14 protein-coding genes are annotated in these 23,254 nt (G+C 44.9%); 5 read left to right on the forward strand and 9 right to left on the reverse strand.

The window, feature by feature from the left end; all coding sequences use genetic code 11:
* Positions 1-498: 498 nt before the first annotated feature.
* A complete protein-coding gene (locus H9626_RS05435) occupies positions 499-2,037 on the reverse strand; it encodes an alpha-N-arabinofuranosidase (RefSeq protein WP_178255892.1) in 1,539 nt (512 codons plus the stop codon).
* A gap of 93 nt (positions 2,038-2,130) precedes the next feature.
* Here H9626_RS05435 and H9626_RS05440 point away from each other — a divergent pair, with 93 nt between their 5' ends.
* Together H9626_RS05440 and mltG are read left to right on the forward strand one after the other, a co-directional pair.
* Positions 2,131-2,268: a hypothetical protein gene (locus H9626_RS05440; RefSeq protein WP_191709799.1), complete on the forward strand. Its 138-nt coding sequence runs from the start codon at positions 2,131-2,133 to the stop codon at positions 2,266-2,268.
* Positions 2,269-2,304: 36 nt separating this feature from the next.
* Positions 2,305-3,318, forward strand: coding sequence for an endolytic transglycosylase MltG (gene mltG / locus H9626_RS05445; RefSeq protein WP_191709800.1), 1,014 nt, complete (start codon positions 2,305-2,307; stop codon positions 3,316-3,318).
* A gap of 24 nt (positions 3,319-3,342) precedes the next feature.
* Here the strand turns inward: mltG and H9626_RS05450 are convergent, their stop codons facing one another.
* From H9626_RS05450 to H9626_RS05480, 7 genes are all read right to left on the reverse strand, one after another.
* Complete coding sequence (locus H9626_RS05450; protein ID WP_191709874.1) at positions 3,343-7,404, reverse strand: hybrid sensor histidine kinase/response regulator transcription factor; 4,062 nt, start codon at positions 7,402-7,404, stop codon at positions 3,343-3,345.
* Between the two features lie 131 nt (positions 7,405-7,535).
* Entirely contained in the window at positions 7,536-8,858 is a 1,323-nt protein-coding gene (gene nhaA / locus H9626_RS05455; protein ID WP_178255894.1) for a Na+/H+ antiporter NhaA, read from the reverse strand.
* A 229-nt stretch (positions 8,859-9,087) separates the two neighbouring features.
* Positions 9,088-9,978 (reverse strand): carbohydrate kinase family protein, encoded by an 891-nt coding sequence (locus H9626_RS05460; RefSeq protein WP_191709801.1) that lies wholly within the window; start codon positions 9,976-9,978, stop codon positions 9,088-9,090.
* A 12-nt stretch (positions 9,979-9,990) separates the two neighbouring features.
* Positions 9,991-11,154, reverse strand: a complete 1,164-nt coding sequence (locus H9626_RS05465) for an MFS transporter (RefSeq protein WP_191709802.1) — start codon at positions 11,152-11,154, stop codon at positions 9,991-9,993.
* A gap of 21 nt (positions 11,155-11,175) precedes the next feature.
* Positions 11,176-12,930 carry a glycoside hydrolase family 32 protein gene (locus H9626_RS05470; protein ID WP_225230896.1) on the reverse strand — a complete coding sequence of 585 codons (1,755 nt, stop codon included), beginning with the start codon at positions 12,928-12,930 and terminating at the stop codon, positions 11,176-11,178.
* A gap of 344 nt (positions 12,931-13,274) precedes the next feature.
* Positions 13,275-15,044 (reverse strand): RagB/SusD family nutrient uptake outer membrane protein, encoded by a 1,770-nt coding sequence (locus tag H9626_RS05475; protein ID WP_191709804.1) that lies wholly within the window; start codon positions 15,042-15,044, stop codon positions 13,275-13,277.
* Between the two features lie 23 nt (positions 15,045-15,067).
* The gene (locus H9626_RS05480; protein ID WP_191709805.1) at positions 15,068-18,193 is read right to left on the reverse strand and encodes a SusC/RagA family TonB-linked outer membrane protein; all 3,126 of its coding nucleotides are present in this window, start codon (positions 18,191-18,193) and stop codon (positions 15,068-15,070) included.
* Between the two features lie 274 nt (positions 18,194-18,467).
* On the opposite strand from H9626_RS05480, the gene radA reads away from it, so the two are divergent.
* Genes radA through H9626_RS05495 form a run of 3 tightly spaced genes read left to right on the forward strand, consistent with a single transcriptional unit; the run spans position 18,468 to position 21,970 of the window.
* Positions 18,468-19,841: a DNA repair protein RadA gene (radA, locus tag H9626_RS05485; protein ID WP_191709806.1), complete on the forward strand. Its 1,374-nt coding sequence runs from the start codon at positions 18,468-18,470 to the stop codon at positions 19,839-19,841.
* 57 nt (positions 19,842-19,898) lie between these two features.
* Positions 19,899-20,279, forward strand: a complete 381-nt coding sequence (locus H9626_RS05490; protein WP_191709807.1) for a GxxExxY protein — start codon at positions 19,899-19,901, stop codon at positions 20,277-20,279.
* Positions 20,280-20,323: 44 nt separating this feature from the next.
* Positions 20,324-21,970, forward strand: a complete 1,647-nt coding sequence (locus H9626_RS05495) for an NAD(P)/FAD-dependent oxidoreductase (protein WP_191709808.1) — start codon at positions 20,324-20,326, stop codon at positions 21,968-21,970.
* A gap of 110 nt (positions 21,971-22,080) precedes the next feature.
* Here H9626_RS05495 and cydB read toward each other — a convergent pair whose 3' ends face one another.
* A complete protein-coding gene (gene cydB, locus H9626_RS05500; protein ID WP_191709809.1) occupies positions 22,081-23,232 on the reverse strand; it encodes a cytochrome d ubiquinol oxidase subunit II in 1,152 nt (383 codons plus the stop codon).
* Between the last annotated feature and the right edge of the window lie 22 nt (positions 23,233-23,254).

Raw genomic sequence — 23,254 nt, forward strand, 5'->3', positions numbered from 1 at the left:
CCGTAATTTATTTTTCCCACTTACAGGCAATGATAAATAACATGACAATACAAACCGCTATCACCCACGGCATGATACATTTATCTAAACCGTTATCTCCCAAACATCGGACAATAATCGGTATTAAAATACAAACAAGCAAAAAGGATGCAACAATTACAACGATTTTAGATTTCATAAAACCTCCGCTTTTCAGGTAACATTTGTAAAGATACGGAGAAAAAGCATATATTATGCTCTAAATCTTCTATTTAACCATTTGGAAGAGCAAAAGGAATACATACGAAAAACACAAGCGGATAAACCAGTCAACTCATGCGGTAGTGTTGATGAACGCATCCGCATGAGTTGGCTGACTTATCCGCATAAAAAATCAGGCATGGTTTATCGGGATTTACACAGCTGTTTTGGTTACTCAAACCGACTGCGGATAATCACGTAAACCACGCCTGAACAAGAAAAATACCACAATTTATCTATGAAAAACGATTGGAGTTTTTATTTCACTTCCAAAACCACGATTGACTTGGCGGGCAGGTTGATTTGCAAACCGTTTTTCGTAATCTTCGCACCCGTAAACGTTTTCGGAGTTACCACGTCGGGATTGTCGAACGAGTTGTAATCATCGATGCGGTCGGCGGTCAGGATGCGTCCCGTTACCGATTTGGCTTTCACGTCGTCGAGCGTCAGGGTGATGTCTTGCGATTCTTCCAAGTCGATGTTCGACAGAGAGATGTGGATAACACCTGCTTTGTCGCGCGAAGCAGTTGCACTTACCAACGGAACGATGCGGTCATCGCGCACAATTTTGCGTTCGCACTGCAAGTCGAGCGGCAGGTAAGTAGCGTCTTGGTGTACGTTATACATTTCGAACACGTGGTAAGTCGGCGTAAGCACCATCTTGTCGTCTTTAGTCAGAATCATAGCCTGAAGTACGTTTGCCACCTGAGCAATGTTCGTCATCTTGATACGGTCGGTATACTTATGGAAGATGTCCAACGTAAGCGATGCCACGAATGCGTCGCGCAAGGTATTCTGCTGGTACAAGTGTCCCGGAATCGTACCCGGTTCTTCGTCCCACCAAGTACCCCACTCGTCTACCATCAAACCTACACGCTTTTCGGGGTCGTACTTATCCATGATAGCAATATGGCGTTTCACCACGTCTTCTATCTCGCGGCATTTGCCCATCGTCCAGTAATAATCTTCGGTAGTAAACTTCGTAGCCGAACCTTTGCTTCCGGTCCATCCGGGCACGGTGTAGTAATGAAGCGAAAGTCCGTTCATCAGGTTACCTGCCTTCTGCATCAACACTTCCGTCCAGCGATAATCATAATCGCTCGCACCGCTGGCTATTTTAAACAACTGGTTACCGTCGTAGTTACGGCAGTAAGTCTGATAACGGCGATACAAATCGGCATAATATTCAGGCAGCATATTTCCGCCGCATCCCCAGCTTTCGTTACCTACACCGAGGTATTTCACTTTCCACGGTTTCTCGCGTCCGTTCTCCTTACGCAGTTTCGCCATCGGGCTTCCTTGTTCCGAAGTCATGTATTCCACCCATTTGGCAAGTTCTTCTACCGTTCCGCTACCTACGTTTCCGCTGATGTAAGGCTCGCAGCCCAACATTTCACACAGATTCAAGAACTCATGCGTACCAAAACTGTTGTCTTCTACCGTACCACCCCAGTTGTTGTTTACCATTTTAGGGCGTTTCTCACGCGGACCGATACCGTCCATCCAGTGATATTCGTCGGCAAAACATCCTCCCGGCCAGCGCAATACGGGAACTTTCAGCTTTTTCAACGCCTCGAACACATCCGTACGATACCCCTTTACATTAGGTATGGGTGAATCTTCTCCTACCCAAAGTCCACCATAAATACACGTACCGAGATGCTCGGCAAACTGTCCGTAAATTTCCTTATTGATAACTTGTTTTCCCTCGGCGGGATGAATAGCCACGGTAGCTTTCTGTTGAGCAAACAATGGCATTGCGGCACAAAACGCCAAACCTAAAAGTGCATTTTTCATACTTATTAGTTTTCTTTTGATAAATAAATAATCCATATCACATTAGCAGCAGACAAACCCACAGCGGCTTGTCTGTTGCAAATGTAGGGAAAAATGAACATACGCGAAGTGGACAAAAAAATCAAAATAGAGGACAAAAAGGTATATACAGACGAAAAAGCCAAAGATTTACCTATTTTCTGTCTGCAGAACTTTGTTATGGAGAAAAGATACTTGGCGGAAGAAGAATAAAAACTATCTTTGCACCGCAAAATTTCACGAAACACAATGAAGAATAAAAAACTGATTTTATTTATCTGCATATTTCTGGTGATTATAGCCGGAGGCGGAATCGGCGTAACCGCCCTGTTATTTAATCATCCGTTCAACGTATCAAAGCCTACATTTATTTATATAGACGAAAACGATAATACCGATTCGGTTTTAGTCAAACTGGAAACTCAGCTGAACGCTTCTACCCTTACCGGTTTTAAGATGCTTATCCGCCTGAACGGATATACCGTACGAACGGGAGCTTACCGGCTGGCGGCAGAACAAAATACGCTTACCGCTTATCGGTTACTGAGCCACGGACACCAAACTCCCGTAAAACTGATAGTCCCAAGTGTGCGCACGATAGGTCAACTCTCACGTACCGTAGCCCGACAAATCATGGCAGACTCGGCAAGCATCTCTACGCTGCTGACCGACAGTCTGTACTGCGATTCGTTAGGTTATACGCGCGAAACAATAGCTTCGCTTTTCCTTCCTAACACATACGAAGTTTATTGGAACATGACGGCACAAGGATTCATTGCCCGAATGCAAAAAGAATATGCGCGATTCTGGGATAAAAACAGACGGGCAAAAGCCTCCGAAATCGGGCTCACTCCCACCGAAGTCAGTACGCTCGCCTCTATCGTGGAAGAAGAGACGGCAAACCGTGCCGAAAAACCAACGATAGCCGGACTGTATTTGAACAGGCTACGCATCGGGATGCCTCTGCAAGCCGACCCTACCGTTAAATTTGCCTTGCAGGATTTCGGGTTAAAACGAATCTTGTATAAGCATCTGGAAACGGAAAGTGCGTATAACACGTATAAGCATCCGGGGCTTCCGCCGGGACCTATCCGTATTCCTTCCATCGAGGGAATAGAAAGCGTACTGAACTATGCGCCTCACAATTACCTTTACATGTGTGCGAAAGAAGATTTCTCAGGCACCCACAATTTTGCTGCGACCCTTGCGGAACATCAGGTTAACGCCCGAAGGTATCAAGCCGCACTGAACCGAATGAGATAAGCATCCGTGTCCGGCTAACCGGCTTTAACAGAGCTTATCCGATGAAGGGGCTTTCAACTGTTTCACATAATCGGAAGGAGAAATGCCAAATTCGTCTTTGAAGCATTGGCGGAAATAGCCTGTACTGTTCATGCCGACCATAAACGCTATATCAGATATCGCATATTTACCTTCCAACAACAGTTTTTCGGCATTTCTCATCTTGACTTTTCTTACGTACTCATTGGTAGAAAGTCCGGTCAGCGCTTTCATTTTCCGGTACAGCGTAGAGCTACTCATACAAAGTTTATCAGACAAGTATTTCACGTCTACCTTTTCTTGCGAAAGGTTTTCTTCTATCAGCTGTGTCAGCTTCGCCAAAAATTCATTGTCGAGCTTCGAACAGTTTTCGGCTATCACGGTCTTTTTAATCTCCATCGAAGAAGCTCCAGACACACGTTCCACTAACCTGCGCCTCATCTCCAGCAGGTTATGAATGCGTGTACGAAGCAAAGATGCACTGAAAGGCTTCGTCATGTAAGAGTCTGCCCCGTATTGATAACCGGCTTCCTTATCCGACAATGAATCTTTTGCCGTCAAGAGAATAACCGGGATGTGGCATGTACAGATATTATCTTTTATTTTCCGGCACATTTCTATGCCATCCATTACGGGCATCATCACATCGCTCACGATAATATCCGGGACCCATTTTACAGCCGATTGCAATCCGACTTTCCCGTTTTCGGCAATCCGCACATCAAACTCCTCAGACAAAGATTCTGCAATATACTCGCTTATGTCTGCATTATCCTCAACCACCAAAACGATAGGCTTGTTATTCTGCGACTCTTCTTTCACATCTTCCGCCTCTGCCGCCGCTCCGTGCGTTTCGTTTTCCATATTCTCGCCATGCAACGCTTGCGGATAAACGTAATCTGCCTGTAATAATATCGTAAAGATGCTTCCTTCGTTTAATTTGCTTTCTACTTCGATCTGTGCTTCATGCAGGTTTACCAAGTTTTTTACCAATGCCAACCCGATTCCCGTCCCCGATGCCTGATGTTCGCTCCGCTCCTGATAATAACGTTCGAAGATATGGGGAAGTGCCTCAGCGTCTATTCCATATCCGGTATCGCTCACGCTGATTTCGGCATACTTGCTGGCGTTTCGTTCTTTCCACCGAAGCATCAGGGTAATCTTTCCTTGTTCGGTGTATTTCAAAGCATTTGAAATCAGATTGTCCAACACGATGGTAATCACTTCCTTGTCGAAGAAAAGCTGCATGTTGTCTGATTCGGTTTCTATTAAAATATCGACAGATGGTTTGCGGTTCAACTCTTTATACTTTAAACCTATCTCATGAACCACGGCAGCCAGATTCCCCTGACTTACACAGAGCTGCCTGTTCTGAGTTTCCGCTTTACGGAATTCCAATAACTGATTAATCAAGTTCAATAAACGGACAGCACTCTGATGGATAACCGAAATCTTCTGTTTGTCTTTCGGAACCAATGAATGACTTTTCAACAAGTCTTCCAACGGACCTAATATCAGGGTGAGAGGCGTGCGCAGCTCGTGAGTGATGTTGGTGTAAAACCGCAGGCGTTCTTGCGTCAGTTCCCGCTCCTGAATGCGATTACGCTTCTCCGACTCGTATAAATAAATCAGGTTCAAACGGCGGCGATAGAACATCAATGCACCTACGGCCAAGCCCAAAGCTACCAATACATAAATTGTTTTGGCCCACCATGTAAGCCATAACGGGAAAGCGATTGAGATAGGTAAGGAAACGATTTTATCCGACCACTCCTGATTGCGAATCCTTGTTTTGACAAACAATTCATAATTACCCGGTGGCAGACTCCGGAAAACCACATTGTCCGGCTTGTCTACCGTATACCACGAACTTTCCAAACCTTTCAGCATATAGGCATATTCCACCTGGTCTGCCAGCGCATAATTCAGCACATTAAATGATACAGCCAACGTATTCTGATCGTATTTCAGACGGACCGTTTCGCCTTGTTTCGGAAATATATTCCGCTCGCCAAGCTGCTGGTCTTCCAATGGTTCAAATATCTTTATCTGTGAAATAACGGGCATGGGAGACTCACGGCGAGCCAAAACATATTCGGGATTAAAATAACACAATCCGTCAGTCGAGCCGAAATAAATCGTTCCGCTTTTATCTACCGTCACACATCCGTTATTGAAACTACCTAACGGAACGTGATACGATTCATCGTAAGACAAAAACGTATCCGCTGTTTCGGGCAGGCAATAAATGCCGTGGTTCGTACTGACCCAAATGTTGTTTTTTCCGTCGTCCACTATCGCGTGGATGTGTACATTGGCTAAACCATGCTTACGGTGATACACCCGATAATCTTCCAATGCGCCCGGCTCAAAGCATACCAGCCCCTCTCCCGTTGCTATCCACATACAGTGTTTACGGTCTTCATACACCTGATTCACTGTATTCGAGGGAAATCCCGATTCCACATCGAATAATCTGATACGCTTCATCGACTTATCGTAAACCTCCAATCCGCCGCCAAACGTACCGACCCACAAATTGCCATTCCGGTCTTTCCGTATGCTTCGTACCAACGAATGTCCCAGTTCATAATGTTCTATAATAGATAGCGTTTCGCCGTCTACCTTATAAATACCTTTGCTTGTAGAAAGCCAGATAACGTGGTCATTGTCTTCATAAATCTCGCGGACGTCTGTTCCTGCCTTGCTTTTCGGAAATAGCTGGCGAAAAACGTGAGTACGTTCATCATACAGATTTACTCCGCCGCGAAACAGCCCGAACCACAATCGCCCTTTCGAATCGCATAATGACGACTGCACGATATTCACACGATAATCGCCCGTAGTGTTTGTCAACGTGGCGATGCGTTTTCCATTTTGAAATATATTCAAACCTTCATTGGTGCCTACCCATATCTTACCTTCCTTGTCGCAACAAACAGACATTACCACGGGGTCGCTCAACACGACATCGGATGCCTGAAAAGGAGAATAGTTGTAAATACCGAAAAGAGAGGGAACACTGCTGAAGAAACGAATGTTTCCGCCCCATACTCCTGCCCAGACATTGTTAAACGAGTCTTGATACAAACAGCGGATACTGGAATTGGATAGTCCGTAAAACTCATTCCCGTCATCAACAAATTCAAACTTAAAATTATCCGGAGCAACAAACATGCGCTGCGACAAGTCGAGTATCGCTATTCCGCCCAACTCCATCGCTATCCATAACTTATTGTCAGCAAACTGGCAAAGATCAAACACGTACCGGTTTAATCTGCCTTCGCGGTCTTTGAAAGCAACAAATTTCCCGCTCTGAGGGTCGAAAAGCGCCAATCCCCGGTTTGTGCCAATCCAAATATTCCCGTTCAAGTCTTTGCATACGCACTTGACTTCGTTTCCCGGCAGGGCATTCGGATTTTCCGAATCCGCTTTATAATTGCGTGCCGTTCTGTCTTTTATAGAAAGCACTGTAAATCCATCGGATACATGACCTATATATAAATAACCGTCTTTCCCGTCAAGAATCGACCATACCTGATTACTAACCAGTCCTGAAACGTTGTCTTGATTATAATGTATAAACTGTTTCTTCTGCTTATCGAAATATTCTATTCCACTCCAATATGTAGAAATCCAAATATTCCCATCCGCAGCCGGAACAATATCGGTAATATCGTTGGTTATCAAACTGTTCGAATCGCCGTCAATGTGGCGATAATAAGTAAACCGGTCGTTTGCGTAATCATACACATTCAACCCGGCACGCTGAGTTCCTATCCAAAGCAAAGAATCCGCAGGGTCATCCAACAGACAGTTTAACTCGTTTCCCGTCAGCCCTCCTTTTTCCTCTTTATAATAAGAGATGAAGCCGCTCCCGTCAAAACGATTCAGCCCCTCTTCGGTAGCAAACCACAACCGCCCCCGTTTATCTTGCACGATGTCTACCACGTTGTTATTCGACAATCCCTGCTCCATACCTAATTGCCGAACGGCATAAAACGGATTAGCCTTTATGCCTAAGATAATCCCCAGCAAAATATAAATCAATAATCCCAACCGCTTCATGTTGTTTTTCAAAGATTTTAACGGAACAAAAATACGGATAAAGTTTTACCTATACACAGAGAAAACATTCAAAAAAATGATTGATAACAGGATTTTATATTTGCATATATCATAACATGGACTCTTTTTATTTATGATTTCTTTTTCAACAGTTGATATCCGATGATTCCACCAATGATGGAGGCTGCAAAGATTCCTACTTTTGCCTGCATGTGGTTATCGGCCGACTGAAAAGCAAGTACGGTTACGAACATTGACATCGTGAATCCGATAGAAGCTAAAAAGCCCAATCCTGCCACTGTACGCCACGTCATCGAACGCGACCGCTTTCCTATTCCCATCGTTTCTGTCAGCCATACCGCGAAAATGATTCCTAAGGGTTTACCCAACAGCAGTCCCACCAGCACACCGATAGCTACATTATTGGCACTCAGTACACTCAAATCCATGTCGACAAACGATACTCCGGCGTTGGCAAGGGCGAAAACCGGCATAATGACGAAGGATACCAACGGATGAAGACTGTGTTCGAGACGTTGGAGCGGAGGGGTTGCCTGTAATGAGCCGGACTTGACTTTCGACAAGATTTCTACTTGGTCGGGCTTCAACATCTTTATGTCACCGGAATCAACTTGCTCAAATTGTCGGATAAGTTTCTTCGCACGCGCTATAAATGCAGCTTCGGGGATGTGTGAGTCTGCCGGAATAACCATAGCTGCTAAAACGGCAGAGATTGTGGCGTGGATACCCGATGTCAGAAACGCTACCCATACACCTCCGATTCCCAGAATACCGTAGAACCAAATGTTTTTCACTCCAAGTCTGTTGCCGAGGAACATCACGCCCAAGAAACACAGACCGATCGCCAAATTCCACAAAGAGATATGAGACGTGTAGAAAAGGGCAATCACAACCACCGCTCCCAAATCGTCCACGATGGCAAGTGTGGTCAGAAATACTTTTGCCGACATCGGTACGCGGTCGCCAAGCATATAGAGGACGGCCAAAGCAAAAGCGATATCTGTGGCCATAGGCACTCCCCAACCATCCACTGCGGGAGTGCCGAAGTTGAATAACAGATAAAAGGCAGCGGGGAAAAGCATTCCGAAGATGGCTGCCGCCACGGGCAGGGTCACCTTGCGTATATGACGCAGTTCGCCGTCGATAAACTCGCGCTTCAGCTCCAAGCCTATCACGAAGAAAAACATCGACATCAGCCCGTCATTAATCCAATGCTCTACGCTGAAGTTGAAGAACGGTTGGTCGTTGAATACAAAACCGAAATGATACTTCAATACCGAAAAATAGCTCTCGCGAAAGGGTGAATTAGCAAGTATCAATGCCAAAATAACAGAAACTGCTAAAATAATGCCACTCGACTTCTCACGTTGTAAGAATAGTTTTGTAGGAATAATCAAACGATTCTCAATGTTTCTTTGGTAATACTCTCTCATCCTGTATAAATGTTATGGTATATACTCAATAAAAAACAATCCGACCTACCTGCAGGACGGTTAACAAGTTATTGCAAAACTAATTAAATATTCTGAGATATACAAACATATATAAATGCCCTATTAAAAAGTCACAAAAAGAGCTGTCTCAAATTTCACTTTGACACAGCTTCTTATTTGTTTCAGTACCCACAAGCACTGTTTTATTCAAAATTTATGTCTAACTTGCTCATTTAATTCTGCTTTTCAGATAAACCGGTAATTCGGGCATTGCACCGTTTTGGGTACAAACGTATGCCGAAACTTCTACAGCCAGTTTGTGTGCCTCACTCACCGGTTTCCCTAACAGAATAGCGGCCACAAACGTAGCAGTAAATGAATCTCCCGCCCCTACCGTATCGGCAACTTCTACTTTCGGGGTTTCTACAAACGAAATTTCTCCAGGAGTAAACACATAACTTCCGTTCACGCCACAAGTAAGAATTAACATTTTAAGGTTATATTTTGCCAACAGAATCCAACATTTGTCTTGCAAATCAATACCCGGATAACCAAACATACGGCTGATGGTTACTAACTCTTCATCGTTGATTTTTAATATATTGCATTGCCTCATGGAGTTACAAAGAATTTCTTTCGTATAAAAACCTTGACGCAGATTTACATCGAAAATCTTGTATTGGCCTTCACCATCGGGCATTGCGCTCAAAAAGCGGTTGATAGTTTCGCGAGACACCACACTTCGTTGTGCCAATGAACCGAAACATACCGAACGAGTCTGGCGTGCCAACCCCTCCAGTGCCGGAGTGTATGGTATATTGTCCCACGCCACCCCTTCTTTGATGTCGTAACACGGTACTCCCTCGGCATCAAGTTCTACCTGAACCGTTCCGGTTGGGTAAGGCACGGTTTCAATCATGCAATTTAGTTTCTTTTCACGGAAATTGTCTAATATTTCCATGCCCAGTTTATCATCGCCTACCGCACTCACTACACAACTGTTTAATCCGAACTGTGATACATGGTATGCAAAATTTGCCGGTGCACCACCTATTTTCTTTCCTTCCGGAAGCACGTCCCAAAGTGCTTCTCCCATTCCAACTACAAAAGTGTTATCCATAAATATTACTTTTTAATGTTTAATTTTCAATGTATAAAACAAAAGGTAAATCACTCCTACCGTCATAACAGCCACAGCACCGTCTTGACCGATAGCATCGCTAGCAAATCCCATAAATAATGGGAATACTGTTCCGCCAAACAAACCCATAATCATCAGTCCTGACACCTCGTTTTTCTTATCAGGTCTGTTGAGCAAAGCTTGTGAAAAAACAATAGAGAATACATTCGAGTTACCAAAACCTATCAATGCGATACACACGTAGATAATAACCAGCGAATGGAATGCAAACAGCCCAACCATAGCCAATAACATGCAGCAGACACTTATCAGGAAAAATCGTTTGGCCGACATCACGCGTAAGATGAACGCTCCGGAAAAACATCCTAAAGTACGGAATATGAAATACAAACTGGTAGCAAATCCGGCTTCTGTCAGTGTCATACCCACACGTTCCATCAGGATTTTAGGTGCCGTAGTATTCGTTCCTACATCAATGCCCACATGACACATAATACCGAGGAATGACAAAAGTATAAAAGGTTTTCCCAACAGCTTCAAACAATCCATGAATCCGGAAGCACTATCAGCTTTTTCTTCCTCAATCGGAGTAACCGACAGAAACAAAATTGCAAAGATGGCAATCACCATATAAATCGGGAATAACATCCGCCAACCCAATCCGAAAGTGGGGATAGCTTGCAAAGACCCCCACATAGCCAAATAAGGAGCAAGAAACGAAGCGATAGCTTTTACAAACTGTCCAAAAGTCAAAGTACTAGCCAAGCGATCGCCCGAAATAATGTTGCTCAACAACGGATTAAGCGAAGTTTGCATCAGAGCATTACCGATGCCCAACAAAGAGAACGAGCAAAGCATTACCCCATAGCTGTCTCCGAAAATAGGAATCAGTAACGATGCAAATGTCACTACAAGACTAAGTAATACTGTTTTCTTACGTCCTATTTTATTCATCAATACTCCCGTAGGTACAGAGAATATCAAAAACCAAAAGAATACGAGCGAAGGAAATATATTCGCTTCCGAATCTGTCAGTCCTAAATCGGCTTTCACATAGTTGGACGCGATTCCCACCAAGTCAACAAACCCCATCGCAAAGAAACAGAGCATCACGGGAATCAGTTTTCCATACTTTATTTTATTATCTATTGTCATAATTCGTCACTTATTCGTTCGTTATTTGTTGTTTCCTAATTTATACACATCCATCGACTTGACGGTAAAGTTACCGCGCACAGAAACAAAAGACATCTTGTTATAGGGTTCCGTAGGGAATACTTGGTTAGTCATTACAAACTTGCCGCCTTCCCCGAAAGCCTCTATGCTGGTACGGTCGACAAACAGGCGGAGACGGATATTGTCGGTGTCATACACGGGAGCCACCGTCACGGCAGGGAAATCTACGCTGAAATCCACTTTCCCGCTCTCGCTTCTGTCCATTACAAACTGTTTGCGCATGATGTCGTAATACATGTTCACCTTTTCCCCTTTGTCGTTTGACAGGGTAAACATGATTTTCGATGCACCCGAGTTTTTGATGGTCATGTCTATTTCATAAGCTCCGTCGTTACCTTCTAACAGCGATGCCAAATCATACGAGTCACTCACCTTAAACGAAGGTACGCTTACTTTCTGCATCCGTGCCTTTTCTATTTCGGGTGAGGGAGCACATCTCAGCAGCAGTTCCCCGTCTTGACGGTAAAGGGTGAGGTCGCGGGCTATCGTGTTCGAGCCTCTGTACTGCAAGGTAGGAAGCACGGTCTGGTATTGCCAGTTGCTCATCCATCCCAAAGCGATGCAACGTCCGCCTGGGGCATTGCTGAAAGTTACCGTGGCGTAATGGTCTTTCCCCCAGTCCATCCATTTGGTTTGGGTAGGCGATTCGTTCACAAACTTCTTTCCATCAAACGTTCCCACGAAATACTGAGCTGCATTTCCTCCGAAAGGACCGCCGGGGTTAATGTTACAAATCAACACCCATTTCTTTTCTTTCGTACCTTCTACGGGCAACTCGACCAAATCCGGACATTCCCACACACCGCCGTGAGCACCTTGTTTTGCCCCGAAACTACTTTCGTATTTCCAATCTTTCAGATTCTTTGAAGAATAAATATCCATTTCCTGACCGCCGGCAAGAATCATCACCCAATGTTTGTCGGGGGCATACCAAAATACTTTCGGATCGCGAAAATCACGCTTAGAGGAAGTTACAACAGGATTATACGCATATTTCACAAATGTTTTCCCGTTATCAAGGCTATAAGCCATACTTTGCGACTGGGTATCTCCCCACGGACTGGACTTTGCCGAAGTATAAAAAGCTACCACCGCGTTTTTCCCAAAACCGGCTGTATTGTCATAATCTACCACAGCCGAACCACTGAAAACAGCTCCCCACGCATCTGGCTTTATGGCAAGTCCTTCATAATTCCAGTTCACCAAATCCGTGGTCGTGGAGTGTCCCCACGTCATGTTTCCCCACGTAGATCCGTAAGGATTATGCTGGAAATACAAATGATACACCCCGTCTTTATAGAACATTCCGTTCGGGTCGTTCATCCAGCCGTAAGCAGGGGTATGGTGATAAACAGGACGGAATTTCTCACGGTTCGTCATATCAAACGTATCTGAAAGGCTCATCTTTTCCCAGCAGAGAGAAGATTCGGGCATCCCTTGAATATCGACGGAAATGTCTTTTCCCTCGTATGCCGACAAGTCGAACGGTATATAATAATCTACCTGATCGCGTGCCAAACGTACATTGGCCACAACTCCCTGCTGCCGGTTATCCACTACTATGCAAACCTTGCTCTCGGGTGCATTATCTTGCACGGGCAACAACAGGTATTTCTTGGCTCCTTTAACAAAAACAATATTCTGCTCGTTTGCCAAATGACGGACAGACACGGACGACTCCGCAGCATTCGCCATCGCGCCCCAACCAATCAACGAACACAAACATGCCGCTTTCATGGTATTTACAATGCTCTTTTTCTTTAACTCAATCATGTTTTAAGGTCTTAAAGATTAATAAATTACAAAGCCTGCCTAAACCTGGTTCAAACCTCATTCCAGCGTTTGAAAAATTCTACCCGAAGTGTAAATAAATCCTTCGGGTAGAACCGAGAAATTCATCCGCATAAAATTAAAAAACTAACCGTAGCGTTTTACAAGGCAAACCCGTTGCTTTGTTTCTTGTTTATAGTTCGATTGTCAAATTTAAGCAAGCTCTGTTTAATATGCAATTTTTAGTTTGATATAAAACCATACTTCGATTATTCATATCCCTTGTTTTGGGTGTACAACCCGGGGATGTAGAACATCTGATTGTAAGGTATCGGGAAAAATTCATTCTTCCCTGCCGTATAATGGGCATCCTTATAATACAACCCGTAGGTTTGGTTTACGGTTTCACCAGATTGGTTTACATACGTATATACCGACTTTTGTTCGCTTTCAAAATAAGCATTCAGCGTTTGAGAAGCTATGCCCCAACGGCGCAGGTCGAAATAACGTCCGTTTTCCATAGCCATTTCCAAACGCCGTTCCCAGCGCAAACACTTACGTGCTGTTTCTTTGTCTGAAAAATATCCGGCAGGATAAAGGGCTATTTCACACTGGTCGGCGGCATACGCTATATGCTTGCTGACAGAATTGGCTGCACGGCTACGGATATCGTTTACAATATCTTCAGCCTCATCCAAACGGTTCAACTCAATCAATGCTTCGGCGCGCATCAACATCACATCCGTATAGCGGAACACATAATCGTTCATTGCAAAAGCCTGCCAAGAGCCATTGAAAGTTTCGCCTTGCGAACGTTGCGGGACTTCTTTCAAAGATGTGTAGAAACCGTACTCGCTCGGTGTACGCGAGTTGCCGGTAGTCATCATGTATTGTTCTTCATATTTGTAAGGGAATGTAGGCATCCCGACAGTATGGAACAAACGCGGATCCCATTTCTGGTCGGTAGGCTGACCATTAATCGGATAATCGATTTCATCGTTATAGTCATCGAACATCGGCAGACCGTTTTTCGTCTTGAATGCGTTCACCAAGTTCTGAGAAGGTTTATGGAAATCCCATCCACAAGACCACATTCCCCAGCAGCCGTTCAATGTATTCGACCAGTTGGCGCGTCCGTAAGTAGTATTATCATCTTCGTAATCGGAAGTTTGAACGGCAAATACCGATTCTTTGCTGTTCTTATATTCAGGAAGGAATATGTCGCCGAAATCTTCCATGTAACCGTATTGCGAGTTTATTACATCATCAGTATAGTCTACTACCTTCTGCATATATTCATTATTGATATGGTTTACGCCGGTAGTAGCTTCATACCCATCACCCCAAGCCAAATTCAAATAACACTTAGCCAAATAGGCTGCTGCCGCAATCTTATTGGCACGTCCGTCTTCACCGGGTCCTTTTTCCGGCAACACGTCATAAGCAGCTTGAAAATCATCAATCACATTCTGGAACAGTTCTTCATAAGTAAGGGCATCATTGCGAACCTGTTCGAATGTTTGGTTCTTATACACCTCTTCGTCAATCCACGGAATTTTACGGAAAACAGTGAGCAGTTTATAATAGAAATGTCCGCGCAAGAATCTGACTTCTGCCACACGCTGGTTAGTGGTTTCTTCTCCCAATGCGGAAACGCCGTTCTGCTCCAAAGAAACCAACGCACGGTTACAACGTGATATAGCACAGTACAAGCGATACCATAATTCATCCATCTCGCCCGGAGTGGTAGGAGTCAAGGTTGTCCAAATATCAAAGGCATGATAACCGGTGTCGGTACTACCCGATCCACCTTTCAAGCAATCGTCGGACGTAATGTCGCCATACGGGAACAGGTTGAACGGGTAAGTGTACCAGCAGTCTCCCAGCATAGCGTATGCAGCATTAACCATAGATTCCGGTTCTGCAAACGCTTTGTCTTCGTCTACCACTGCGGTAGGGTTGTAATCCAAGAAATCATTACAGCCTGTAAAACCTAATCCTAAAGCACAGGCAAAAACGTATGTATATATTTTTTTCATGACAAAATCCTCATTAATTTAAATTAGAAACCTATTTGTAAACCAAATGAAACCGATGTAGCCAACGGATAATTCCAATCCGGATTTTCAGGGTCAGGGCAAGTCAAGCTCTTGCTCTTGATGGTCAGCAAGTTCTGTCCTGATACATAGATACGGGCACTACTCATCTTAAACTTAGACAGGAACATATCCGGAACATTGTAGCCCAACTGCAAAGTACGCAGTTTCAGGTAAGAACCGTTTTCAACGAAGTAACTTGAAGCGCGTCCTTCGTCTGCCGTGTTTGAGGTGGTCAGCATCGGAATCGTTGAACCGGTATTGTTGGTATTCCAAGCATTCAACAAACGATTACCTTTGTTAGAACCGGCATCCGTCACACTCCAAAAATCGGTCTGGAATTTCTGGTTGTTATAAACATCCTTGTCGCAAACGCCTTGCCAAAACATGCTGAGGTCGAAGTTCTTATAATTCAAAGCAATATTAAGTCCGTATGAGAATTTGGGAACCGGATTGTAAACCCAATCTTGATCATCTGCATTAATCACACCATTCTTATCCAAATCAGCATACTTTAATCCTCCTACACGTGCGTTAGGCTGTCCCGACGCATCTACTTCCGCTTGAGTTTGGAACAAGCCCTCTACCACATATCCTACAATTGAACCGTATGGCATACCCGACTGTACTAAGTTTTCCTTAGAGGTATGGGCGTATGAACCGGTAGTAGACGATGGCAAATAAGTCACCTTGTTACGGAAGAAGTCAGCGTTTGCGCTAATATCCATTCCTAACCCACAAGCAAGATTCGTACGGTAGCCCAAAGCAAACTCCATACCCCAGTTACGCAACGAAGGACCATTCAACCAAGAAGCACCGCCTTCTCCGATCGCACCTAAATAAGAAGGAGTTATCAACATATCATCTACATCCTTGATATATCCGTCAATAGACCCATACAGGCTTCCGTGAAGGAGTGTAAAGTCAGTACCTATATTGTATTGCGTAGCCGATTCCCATTTCAAGTTCGGATTGGCAAGCTGAGTGGCGCGATAACCAGAGGGGAACGTGCCCGAGCCTTGCAAGAACAAATCGTAAGCAGTAGAAGTTACACGATCCAAACCATAATCTACAGTGTACAAACCAAATTGCGCATTATTATCGATGGCTTGGTTACCGGTCTCACCCCAAGAAAGGCGAATCTTCCAGTCATCCATCCAATCTTTTTCCAACAATTTAGAAATACGGAAACCCAACGTTGCTGCCGGGAAAGTACCCCAGCGGTTATCTCTACCAAAACGGGAAGAACCATCACGACGGATTGTAAATGAAGCCAAAATCAAATCGTCATAATTATAATCCACCTTTCCGAAGAAAGAAGCCAAACGGTAACCAAACTTAGCACCACTGTTTCTCATCGAACCGGTAGCGGCATTCGGCCACATATAATCAGGATCTTCCAATGCATAGCCTTCTGAATAAGCCGTAAAATCAACCGTGCTTTCTTTCGACATTTCAGCACCGAGCAAGACTGTGATATCGTGTTTGTCTGCTACCTTGAAATTATAGTTTGCTGTATTCGACCACGTCCAATTCACCTGATTCCGATGCGACAAATTGGTCTTAGCAATATCATTGTTCACAATATCCGAATGGAACGTAGGAGTCATCGAGTTGATGAATGACAAATACGTGTCCAAGCCAAAATTAGAACGCAAAGTCAATCCTTTTATCGGTTTGATTTCAACGTAAGCATTACCAAACAGACGCCAGTAATCCAAATGGTTGTTGCGGTTATCGTATTGTTCGCGCACCGGATTCTGACGGTCGCTCATACCTCCCACAGGTCCGGCAAACGTAACTCCATCTTCTTCATAAACCGGTACAGTAGGAGCCATCTTCAATGCGTTTTCCATTGGGGCGCAATCAACTTGTTTAGAATAAGTAACCGTAAAGTTTTCGCCTACAGACACATATTTATTAATATTGTACGAGGAGTTCATACGAGCTGAGAAGTTCTCAAAACTTGTATAATTCAATATACCATTATTCTTTTTATAACCTAATGAAAACATTGTTGAATGTTTGTCTGTGGCGTGCGATAAAGACAAATCGTATGTTTGGGCAAAACCTGTGCGTGAAATTTCGTCAAGCCAATCGGTATCCGAGTAGCGCATCGTTTTCTTGCTGTTGATATATCCGTCATATAACCCATTGACCGTGTAATTAACATAACTGCTGGTAGCCGGATTCCATACAGTAATCGGAGTTCCTGTAGCAGCGTTCAGGTTTAAACCGTAATTGCCTGCGTAAGTCACCGGGTCAAGTCCGTCATTCAATGCTGCCTGTGCCATCGCTGTAGCATATTCAGCAGAGTTCAACAATTTCATAAACGATTGCGATGTATAAAACTGTGCCGTCAGATTAGCCGAGAAGTCTACCTTAATCTTATCTCCTTTCTTACCTTTCTTTGTAGTAATAATGATGACACCATTCGAAGCACGCGAACCGTAAATAGAAGCCGAAGCAGCATCTTTCAATACCTGCATACTTTCAATATCATTCGCGTTCAAAGAGTTTAAAGCCTGATTTGTAGGTACACCATCGATTACATACAACGGGTCTTGTGAAGAATTGAATGAACCAATACCACGGATACGCACCGTACCGGTACCGATAGGAGAACCATTTGTGGTGATAGTCATACCCGGAACTTTACCTTGCAAAGCCCTCATCGGATCCATGTCCGGACTGGTCTTTAACTCCTCCGTAGAGACTACCGCTACCGAACCGGTCAAATCGGCTTTACGTTGGGTTTGATAACCCGTTACCACCACTTCATCCAACATTTCGGAATCTTCTTCCAAAACAATCTTCATTACTTTTTGCGCTTTCAGGGTTTGAGTCTTACACCCTACATAAGAAATGGAGATTTCCGCTCCTTCTTTAACCGTTAGCGTAAAGTTTCCATCGAAGTCGGTTATGATACCATTGGTATTGTTGCCCACTTCAACGACAGAAGCACCGATAACCGGCAGTCCGTCTGATTTAGCAATCACTGTTCCACTTACCTGTAAGTTTTGGGCTTGCACCGATACACATAATCCTATAAGGAAAAGTGTAAAAAGGAATGTTCTTTTCATGCCTTTCATTACATATTAAATTTAAATTGTTAAACATTTGTTTTATCAATCTTTATTCTGATTGAGCATTGCAAATGTATTACTTACAGACATAAACAAATAAAAAGAATGTTGCATCAACGTGTAATTTTGTGTACTTGCAACATTTGTAACAACATAAGAAACATTTTTATTAGTCCTCTCTTTCATGGAACGGGATAATTTCGGGGAACATAAAAAAATATAACCTTATTTTCGTACCTTTGTATCAGAAAGGAGCATTCATAAAAGCAAAATAAATAGTATGGGTAAAGAGAAAACCGTGTACGTATGTACCAACTGCGGACAGGAATCACCGAAGTGGGTGGGAAAATGTCCTTCGTGCGGACAGTGGAATACATTTGTAGAAGAAGTGGTACGCAAAGAAACGCCCGTAGCCAAACACGTGGCTCACGGAATAGAGTCGGTACGCTCGAAACCTCAATATCTGAAAGAAATCATATCGAGTGATGAGCAACGTATCGACATGCAGGACGATGAATTGAACCGCGTGTTGGGAGGCGGACTGGTGCAAGGGTCTCTTACCTTAATCGGCGGCGAACCGGGCATCGGTAAATCAACGCTCGTACTGCAAACCGTGTTACGGTTGTCGAATCAAAAAATCCTGTATGTGTCGGGCGAGGAAAGCGCACGCCAGCTGAAACTGCGTGCCGACCGTATTCCGCATCCCGAATCGGGTAATCTGCTTATCGCCTGCGAGACTTCGCTGGAACAAATCTTTACCCATATCAAAAACACTGCGCCCGACTTGGTGGTCATCGACTCCATCCAGACCATTTCCACTGAAAACATCGACTCGTCGCCGGGTAGCATCGTACAAGTGCGTGAGTGTTCGGCGGCCATCCTGAAATTTGCCAAAGAAACGGGCACTCCCGTCATCCTCATCGGGCATATCAACAAAGAAGGGAGCATTGCAGGACCGAAAGTATTGGAGCATATCGTAGACACGGTGCTTCAGTTTGAAGGCGACCAGCATTACATGTACCGCATCTTGCGCAGCATCAAGAACCGTTTCGGGAGCACTGCCGAACTGGGCATTTACGAAATGCGGCAAGACGGTTTGCGTCAGGTAAGCAATCCTTCGGAACTGCTGCTGACACAAGACCATGAGGGCATGAGCGGGGTAGCCATCGCCTGCGCGGTAGAGGGCATCCGTCCGTTCCTAATCGAGGTGCAGGCACTGGTCAGCACCGCTGCTTACGGAATGCCTCAACGCTCTGCTACGGGTTTCGACCTGCGCCGCATGAACATGCTGCTGGCGGTACTCGAAAAGCGTGTAGGATTCAAGCTGGCGCAAAAAGACGTATTTCTGAACATTGCGGGAGGTCTGAAGGTGAACGACCCGGCTATCGACCTCGCCGTTATCAGTGCCATTCTTTCCAGCAACATGGATGCTGAGATAGAGCCGGGAGTCTGTATGGCGGGCGAAGTGGGGCTTAGCGGTGAAATCCGTCCGGTAAACCGCATCGAACAGCGCATCGGTGAGGCGGAGAAGCTGGGTTTCAAGCGTATGCTCATTCCGAAACATAACTTGCAGGGACTGGACCGTACGAAGATTCATATTCAGCTAATACCGGTGAGAAAAGTGGAAGAAGCTTTCCGTGAGCTGTTCGGATAGATTCTCTTCACCACAGATTACACAGATTTCACCTATTATCATTTCAACTTATATTTCATGACAACCCCAGAATTAAACAAAATATCATACGACATCATAGGCTGTGCATACAAAGTACACAAAGCATTAGGTCCGGGCTTATTGGAAAGTACATACGAAACTTGCCTATGCTATGAGTTAGAAAAAAGCGGATTACGTTACGAAAGACAAAAAGAACTTGGTATCAATTATAACGGAATCCTCCTGCCTAATACATACAGAATAGACATTTTAGTAGAAAATAAAGTGATGGTTGAGCTGAAATCCGTAGAAAATCTGTTACCGATACATACTGCACAGTTATTGACTTACTTGAAATTATCAAACATTCATTTAGGATTACTAATTAACTTCAACACAGAAAACTTACAGAACGGCATCAGAAGGTATGTAAAATAACTTGAGATAATCTGTGTAATCTGTGGTGAAATAAAACAGAATATATGATTCACGAATATCAATTACGCGCTTTGCCTGAGCAGGCAGTAAGCGAACAGACATTAAAAGAATACATCAGTCGCGAAAAAGGGCTCGACATTCGTACCATCCACGCTGTACGCACGCTGAAACGAAGCATCGATGCACGCCAGCGAACGATTTACATCAATCTGAAAGTGCAGGTGTTTGTCAACGAAGACCCTGCAGACGAGCAGTTTGTACGTACCGAATATCCGAACGTGGAGGGGAAGCAACCGGTCGTCGTGGTGGGGGCAGGTCCCGGCGGACTCTTTGCGGCGTTGCGACTCATTGAATTAGGGCTGCGTCCCATCGTGGTGGAACGCGGAAAGAACGTACGCGAACGGAAAGAAGACTTGGCACGCATCAGCCGCGAACATAAGGTGGATCCGGAATCGAATTACAGCTTCGGAGAAGGCGGTGCGGGTGCTTATTCCGACGGCAAACTGTACACACGCAGCAAAAAGCGTGGCAACGTGGACAAGATTCTGAACGTGTTCTGCCAGCATGGTGCAAGCACTTCCATCCTGATTGATGCACATCCGCACATCGGTACGGACAAGTTGCCTCGGGTAATCGAAAACATGCGGAATACAATTTTGGAATGTGGAGGCGAAGTTCATTTCCAAACGCGCATGGACGCACTGATTATCGAAGGAGACAAGGTAACGGGCATCGAAACGAATACGGGAAAAACATTCCGCGGACCGGTTATCTTGGCTACGGGACACTCGGCACGCGACGTTTACCGCTGGCTTTACCGAAACGGTGTACAGATGGAAACAAAAGGCATCGCCGTGGGTGTCCGGTTGGAGCACCCTTCGATGTTAATCGACCAGATACAGTACCACAGCCGGAAAGGACGCGGTAAGTATCTGCCGGCAGCGGAATACAGTTTCGTTCAGCAGGTAGACGGACGCGGGGTATACAGTTTTTGCATGTGTCCGGGAGGATTTGTAGTCCCTGCCGCCAGCGGGCCTCATCAGTTGGTGGTAAACGGAATGAGTCCAAGTAACCGGGGCACCAAGTGGAGTAATTCGGGCATGGTGGTAGAGATACGTCCGGAAGACTTACTCGACCCCTCGCTGCAACTTCCGGCGTGTGAATCTTTCCCCAATTCGGCTGAAGCAGAAACCGAAGAACTTATCCGGCAGGGCGATAAACTACAAGAAAATACCGTACATACGCTTGCCATGATGCGTTTCCAAGAACAAATGGAGCAAATATGTTGGCAACAAGGATGTATGCGCCAAACGGCACCTGCCCAACGCATGGTTGATTTCACCCGAAAGAAGCTGAGCTACGACCTTCCTCCCAGTTCGTACAGCCCGGGACTGATTTCTTCGCCGCTTCATTTCTGGCTTCCTCCTTTCATCGGTCAGCGCCTGAACAAAGGCTTCCAGCAATTCGGCAAACGTTCCAACGGATTTCTGACCAACGAGGCGGTGATGATAGCCATTGAGACACGTACCTCTGCCCCGCTCCGCATCTTACGCGATGCAGACAGCTTACAGCACGTCACGGTTAAGGGACTATTTCCCTGCGGAGAAGGTGCGGGTTACGCCGGAGGCATTGTATCTGCCGGAATCGACGGAGAGCGGTGTGCCGAAGCGGTAGCTGCTTATCTGGGTTGAGACGAGCTACTCGCAGCAAACAGATAATACAAACAAAAAAAACTCCGGTTGCAACAGTTTTGATTTGCAACCGGAGTTTTTTGTTTTACCGCTCTATGCGAAGCAAAGAATCAATACTTGTGTCCGTCGTTTTCCAACTCTTCCATCGTTATCGGCTTGCGGTCGATGGCGCGCCATGCGTAGACGATGTAAGCCAATACAAAAGGAACGAGGATGGAAACGTATGTCATTGTTTTCAGCGTAAACTCACTGGAACAACTGTTGGCTATCGTCAACGAGCTTTGTGCATCGACCAACGAAGGATAGTATGCCGTATTGTTATATCCTACGGTAAGCAGCAATGCCAGAACGGTAAGAACAGTTCCTATTCCGGCAAACCAGATACCGCGGGTATAGGTATTACAGAAAATGCTTTTCCCTATGCCGTATAATACTCCCACCACTCCTATCAGGAACAGCACGAGCAGGTAAGGCATTTCTATCAGATTATTAAAATACTTATACGGTTCCATGAATACGGCTCCGCTCGTTGGGTCGACCGCAAAACCGTCTTTCAGCAACGTGCGGATGACAAACCACAAGAAGAAGAACAGAAACAGAACGGCGTCTACCCGCAACTGCCGACGACAACGACCGATCAGTTCATCGTTACGGATGTTATTGATGAAATACAGATTTCCCAATATACGGGCGAGGAAGAACACTGCTATGCCGAGAATCAGATTATAAAGGTCGAGCAATGCGTCAAGTCCGTGCCAATTATTTGCCCACTGGCTGATAACGGGCATCATCTGGTCGGTCAGATTACCCTTGCTCACAATGAAGTTAGAACCATTGAAAAACGTGGCTACCGCCGTGCCCAGCAGCAGTGGACCAACCAGTCCGTTCAAAACAAGGAAATATTGATATGTACGTTTGCCCAACAAATTTCCTAACTTCGACTGAAACTCATAAGACACAGCCTGAAGCACGAAGCTGAACAAGATTATCATCCAAAGCCAATAAGCTCCGCCGAAGCTGGTGCTGTAAAACAGTGGGAAAGAAGCAAAGAAAGCTCCGCCGAAGGTTACAAGGGTAGTAAAGGTAAACTCCCATTTGCGTCCGGTAGAGTTAACCAGCAAGGAACGTTCTTGTTCTGTACGTCCTAACAGGAAAAGCAAAGAATTTCCTCCCTGAACAAACAACAAAAATACCAGCAAAGCTCCCAATAGGGATACTAAAAACCACCAATAGTGTTGCAAGAATATATAGGTTGAATCCATAAATTTTAGATTTTAGATTGAT

The organism is Phocaeicola faecium (genome assembly GCF_014837055.1).
GTDB classification, from domain to species: Bacteria; Bacteroidota; Bacteroidia; order Bacteroidales; family Bacteroidaceae; genus Phocaeicola; species Phocaeicola gallinarum.

Excerpts from the sequence above, each read along its gene's own strand:
- H9626_RS05435 (WP_178255892.1), bottom strand. The coding sequence starts at position 2,037 with ATGAAAAATGCACTTTTAGGTTTGGCGTTTTGTGCCGCAATGCCATTG.
- H9626_RS05440 (WP_191709799.1), top strand. The coding sequence starts at position 2,131 with ATGAACATACGCGAAGTGGACAAAAAAATCAAAATAGAGGACAAAAAG.
- mltG (WP_191709800.1), top strand. The coding sequence starts at position 2,305 with ATGAAGAATAAAAAACTGATTTTATTTATCTGCATATTTCTGGTGATT.
- H9626_RS05450 (WP_191709874.1), bottom strand. The coding sequence starts at position 7,404 with ATGAAGCGGTTGGGATTATTGATTTATATTTTGCTGGGGATTATCTTA.
- nhaA (WP_178255894.1), bottom strand. The coding sequence starts at position 8,858 with ATGAGAGAGTATTACCAAAGAAACATTGAGAATCGTTTGATTATTCCT.
- H9626_RS05460 (WP_191709801.1), bottom strand. The coding sequence starts at position 9,978 with ATGGATAACACTTTTGTAGTTGGAATGGGAGAAGCACTTTGGGACGTG.
- H9626_RS05465 (WP_191709802.1), bottom strand. The coding sequence starts at position 11,154 with ATGACAATAGATAATAAAATAAAGTATGGAAAACTGATTCCCGTGATG.
- H9626_RS05470 (WP_225230896.1), bottom strand. The coding sequence starts at position 12,930 with ATGGCGAATGCTGCGGAGTCGTCCGTGTCTGTCCGTCATTTGGCAAAC.
- H9626_RS05475 (WP_191709804.1), bottom strand. The coding sequence starts at position 15,044 with ATGAAAAAAATATATACATACGTTTTTGCCTGTGCTTTAGGATTAGGT.
- H9626_RS05480 (WP_191709805.1), bottom strand. The coding sequence starts at position 18,193 with ATGAAAGGCATGAAAAGAACATTCCTTTTTACACTTTTCCTTATAGGA.
- radA (WP_191709806.1), top strand. The coding sequence starts at position 18,468 with ATGGGTAAAGAGAAAACCGTGTACGTATGTACCAACTGCGGACAGGAA.
- H9626_RS05490 (WP_191709807.1), top strand. The coding sequence starts at position 19,899 with ATGACAACCCCAGAATTAAACAAAATATCATACGACATCATAGGCTGT.
- H9626_RS05495 (WP_191709808.1), top strand. The coding sequence starts at position 20,324 with ATGATTCACGAATATCAATTACGCGCTTTGCCTGAGCAGGCAGTAAGC.
- cydB (WP_191709809.1), bottom strand. The coding sequence starts at position 23,232 with ATGGATTCAACCTATATATTCTTGCAACACTATTGGTGGTTTTTAGTA.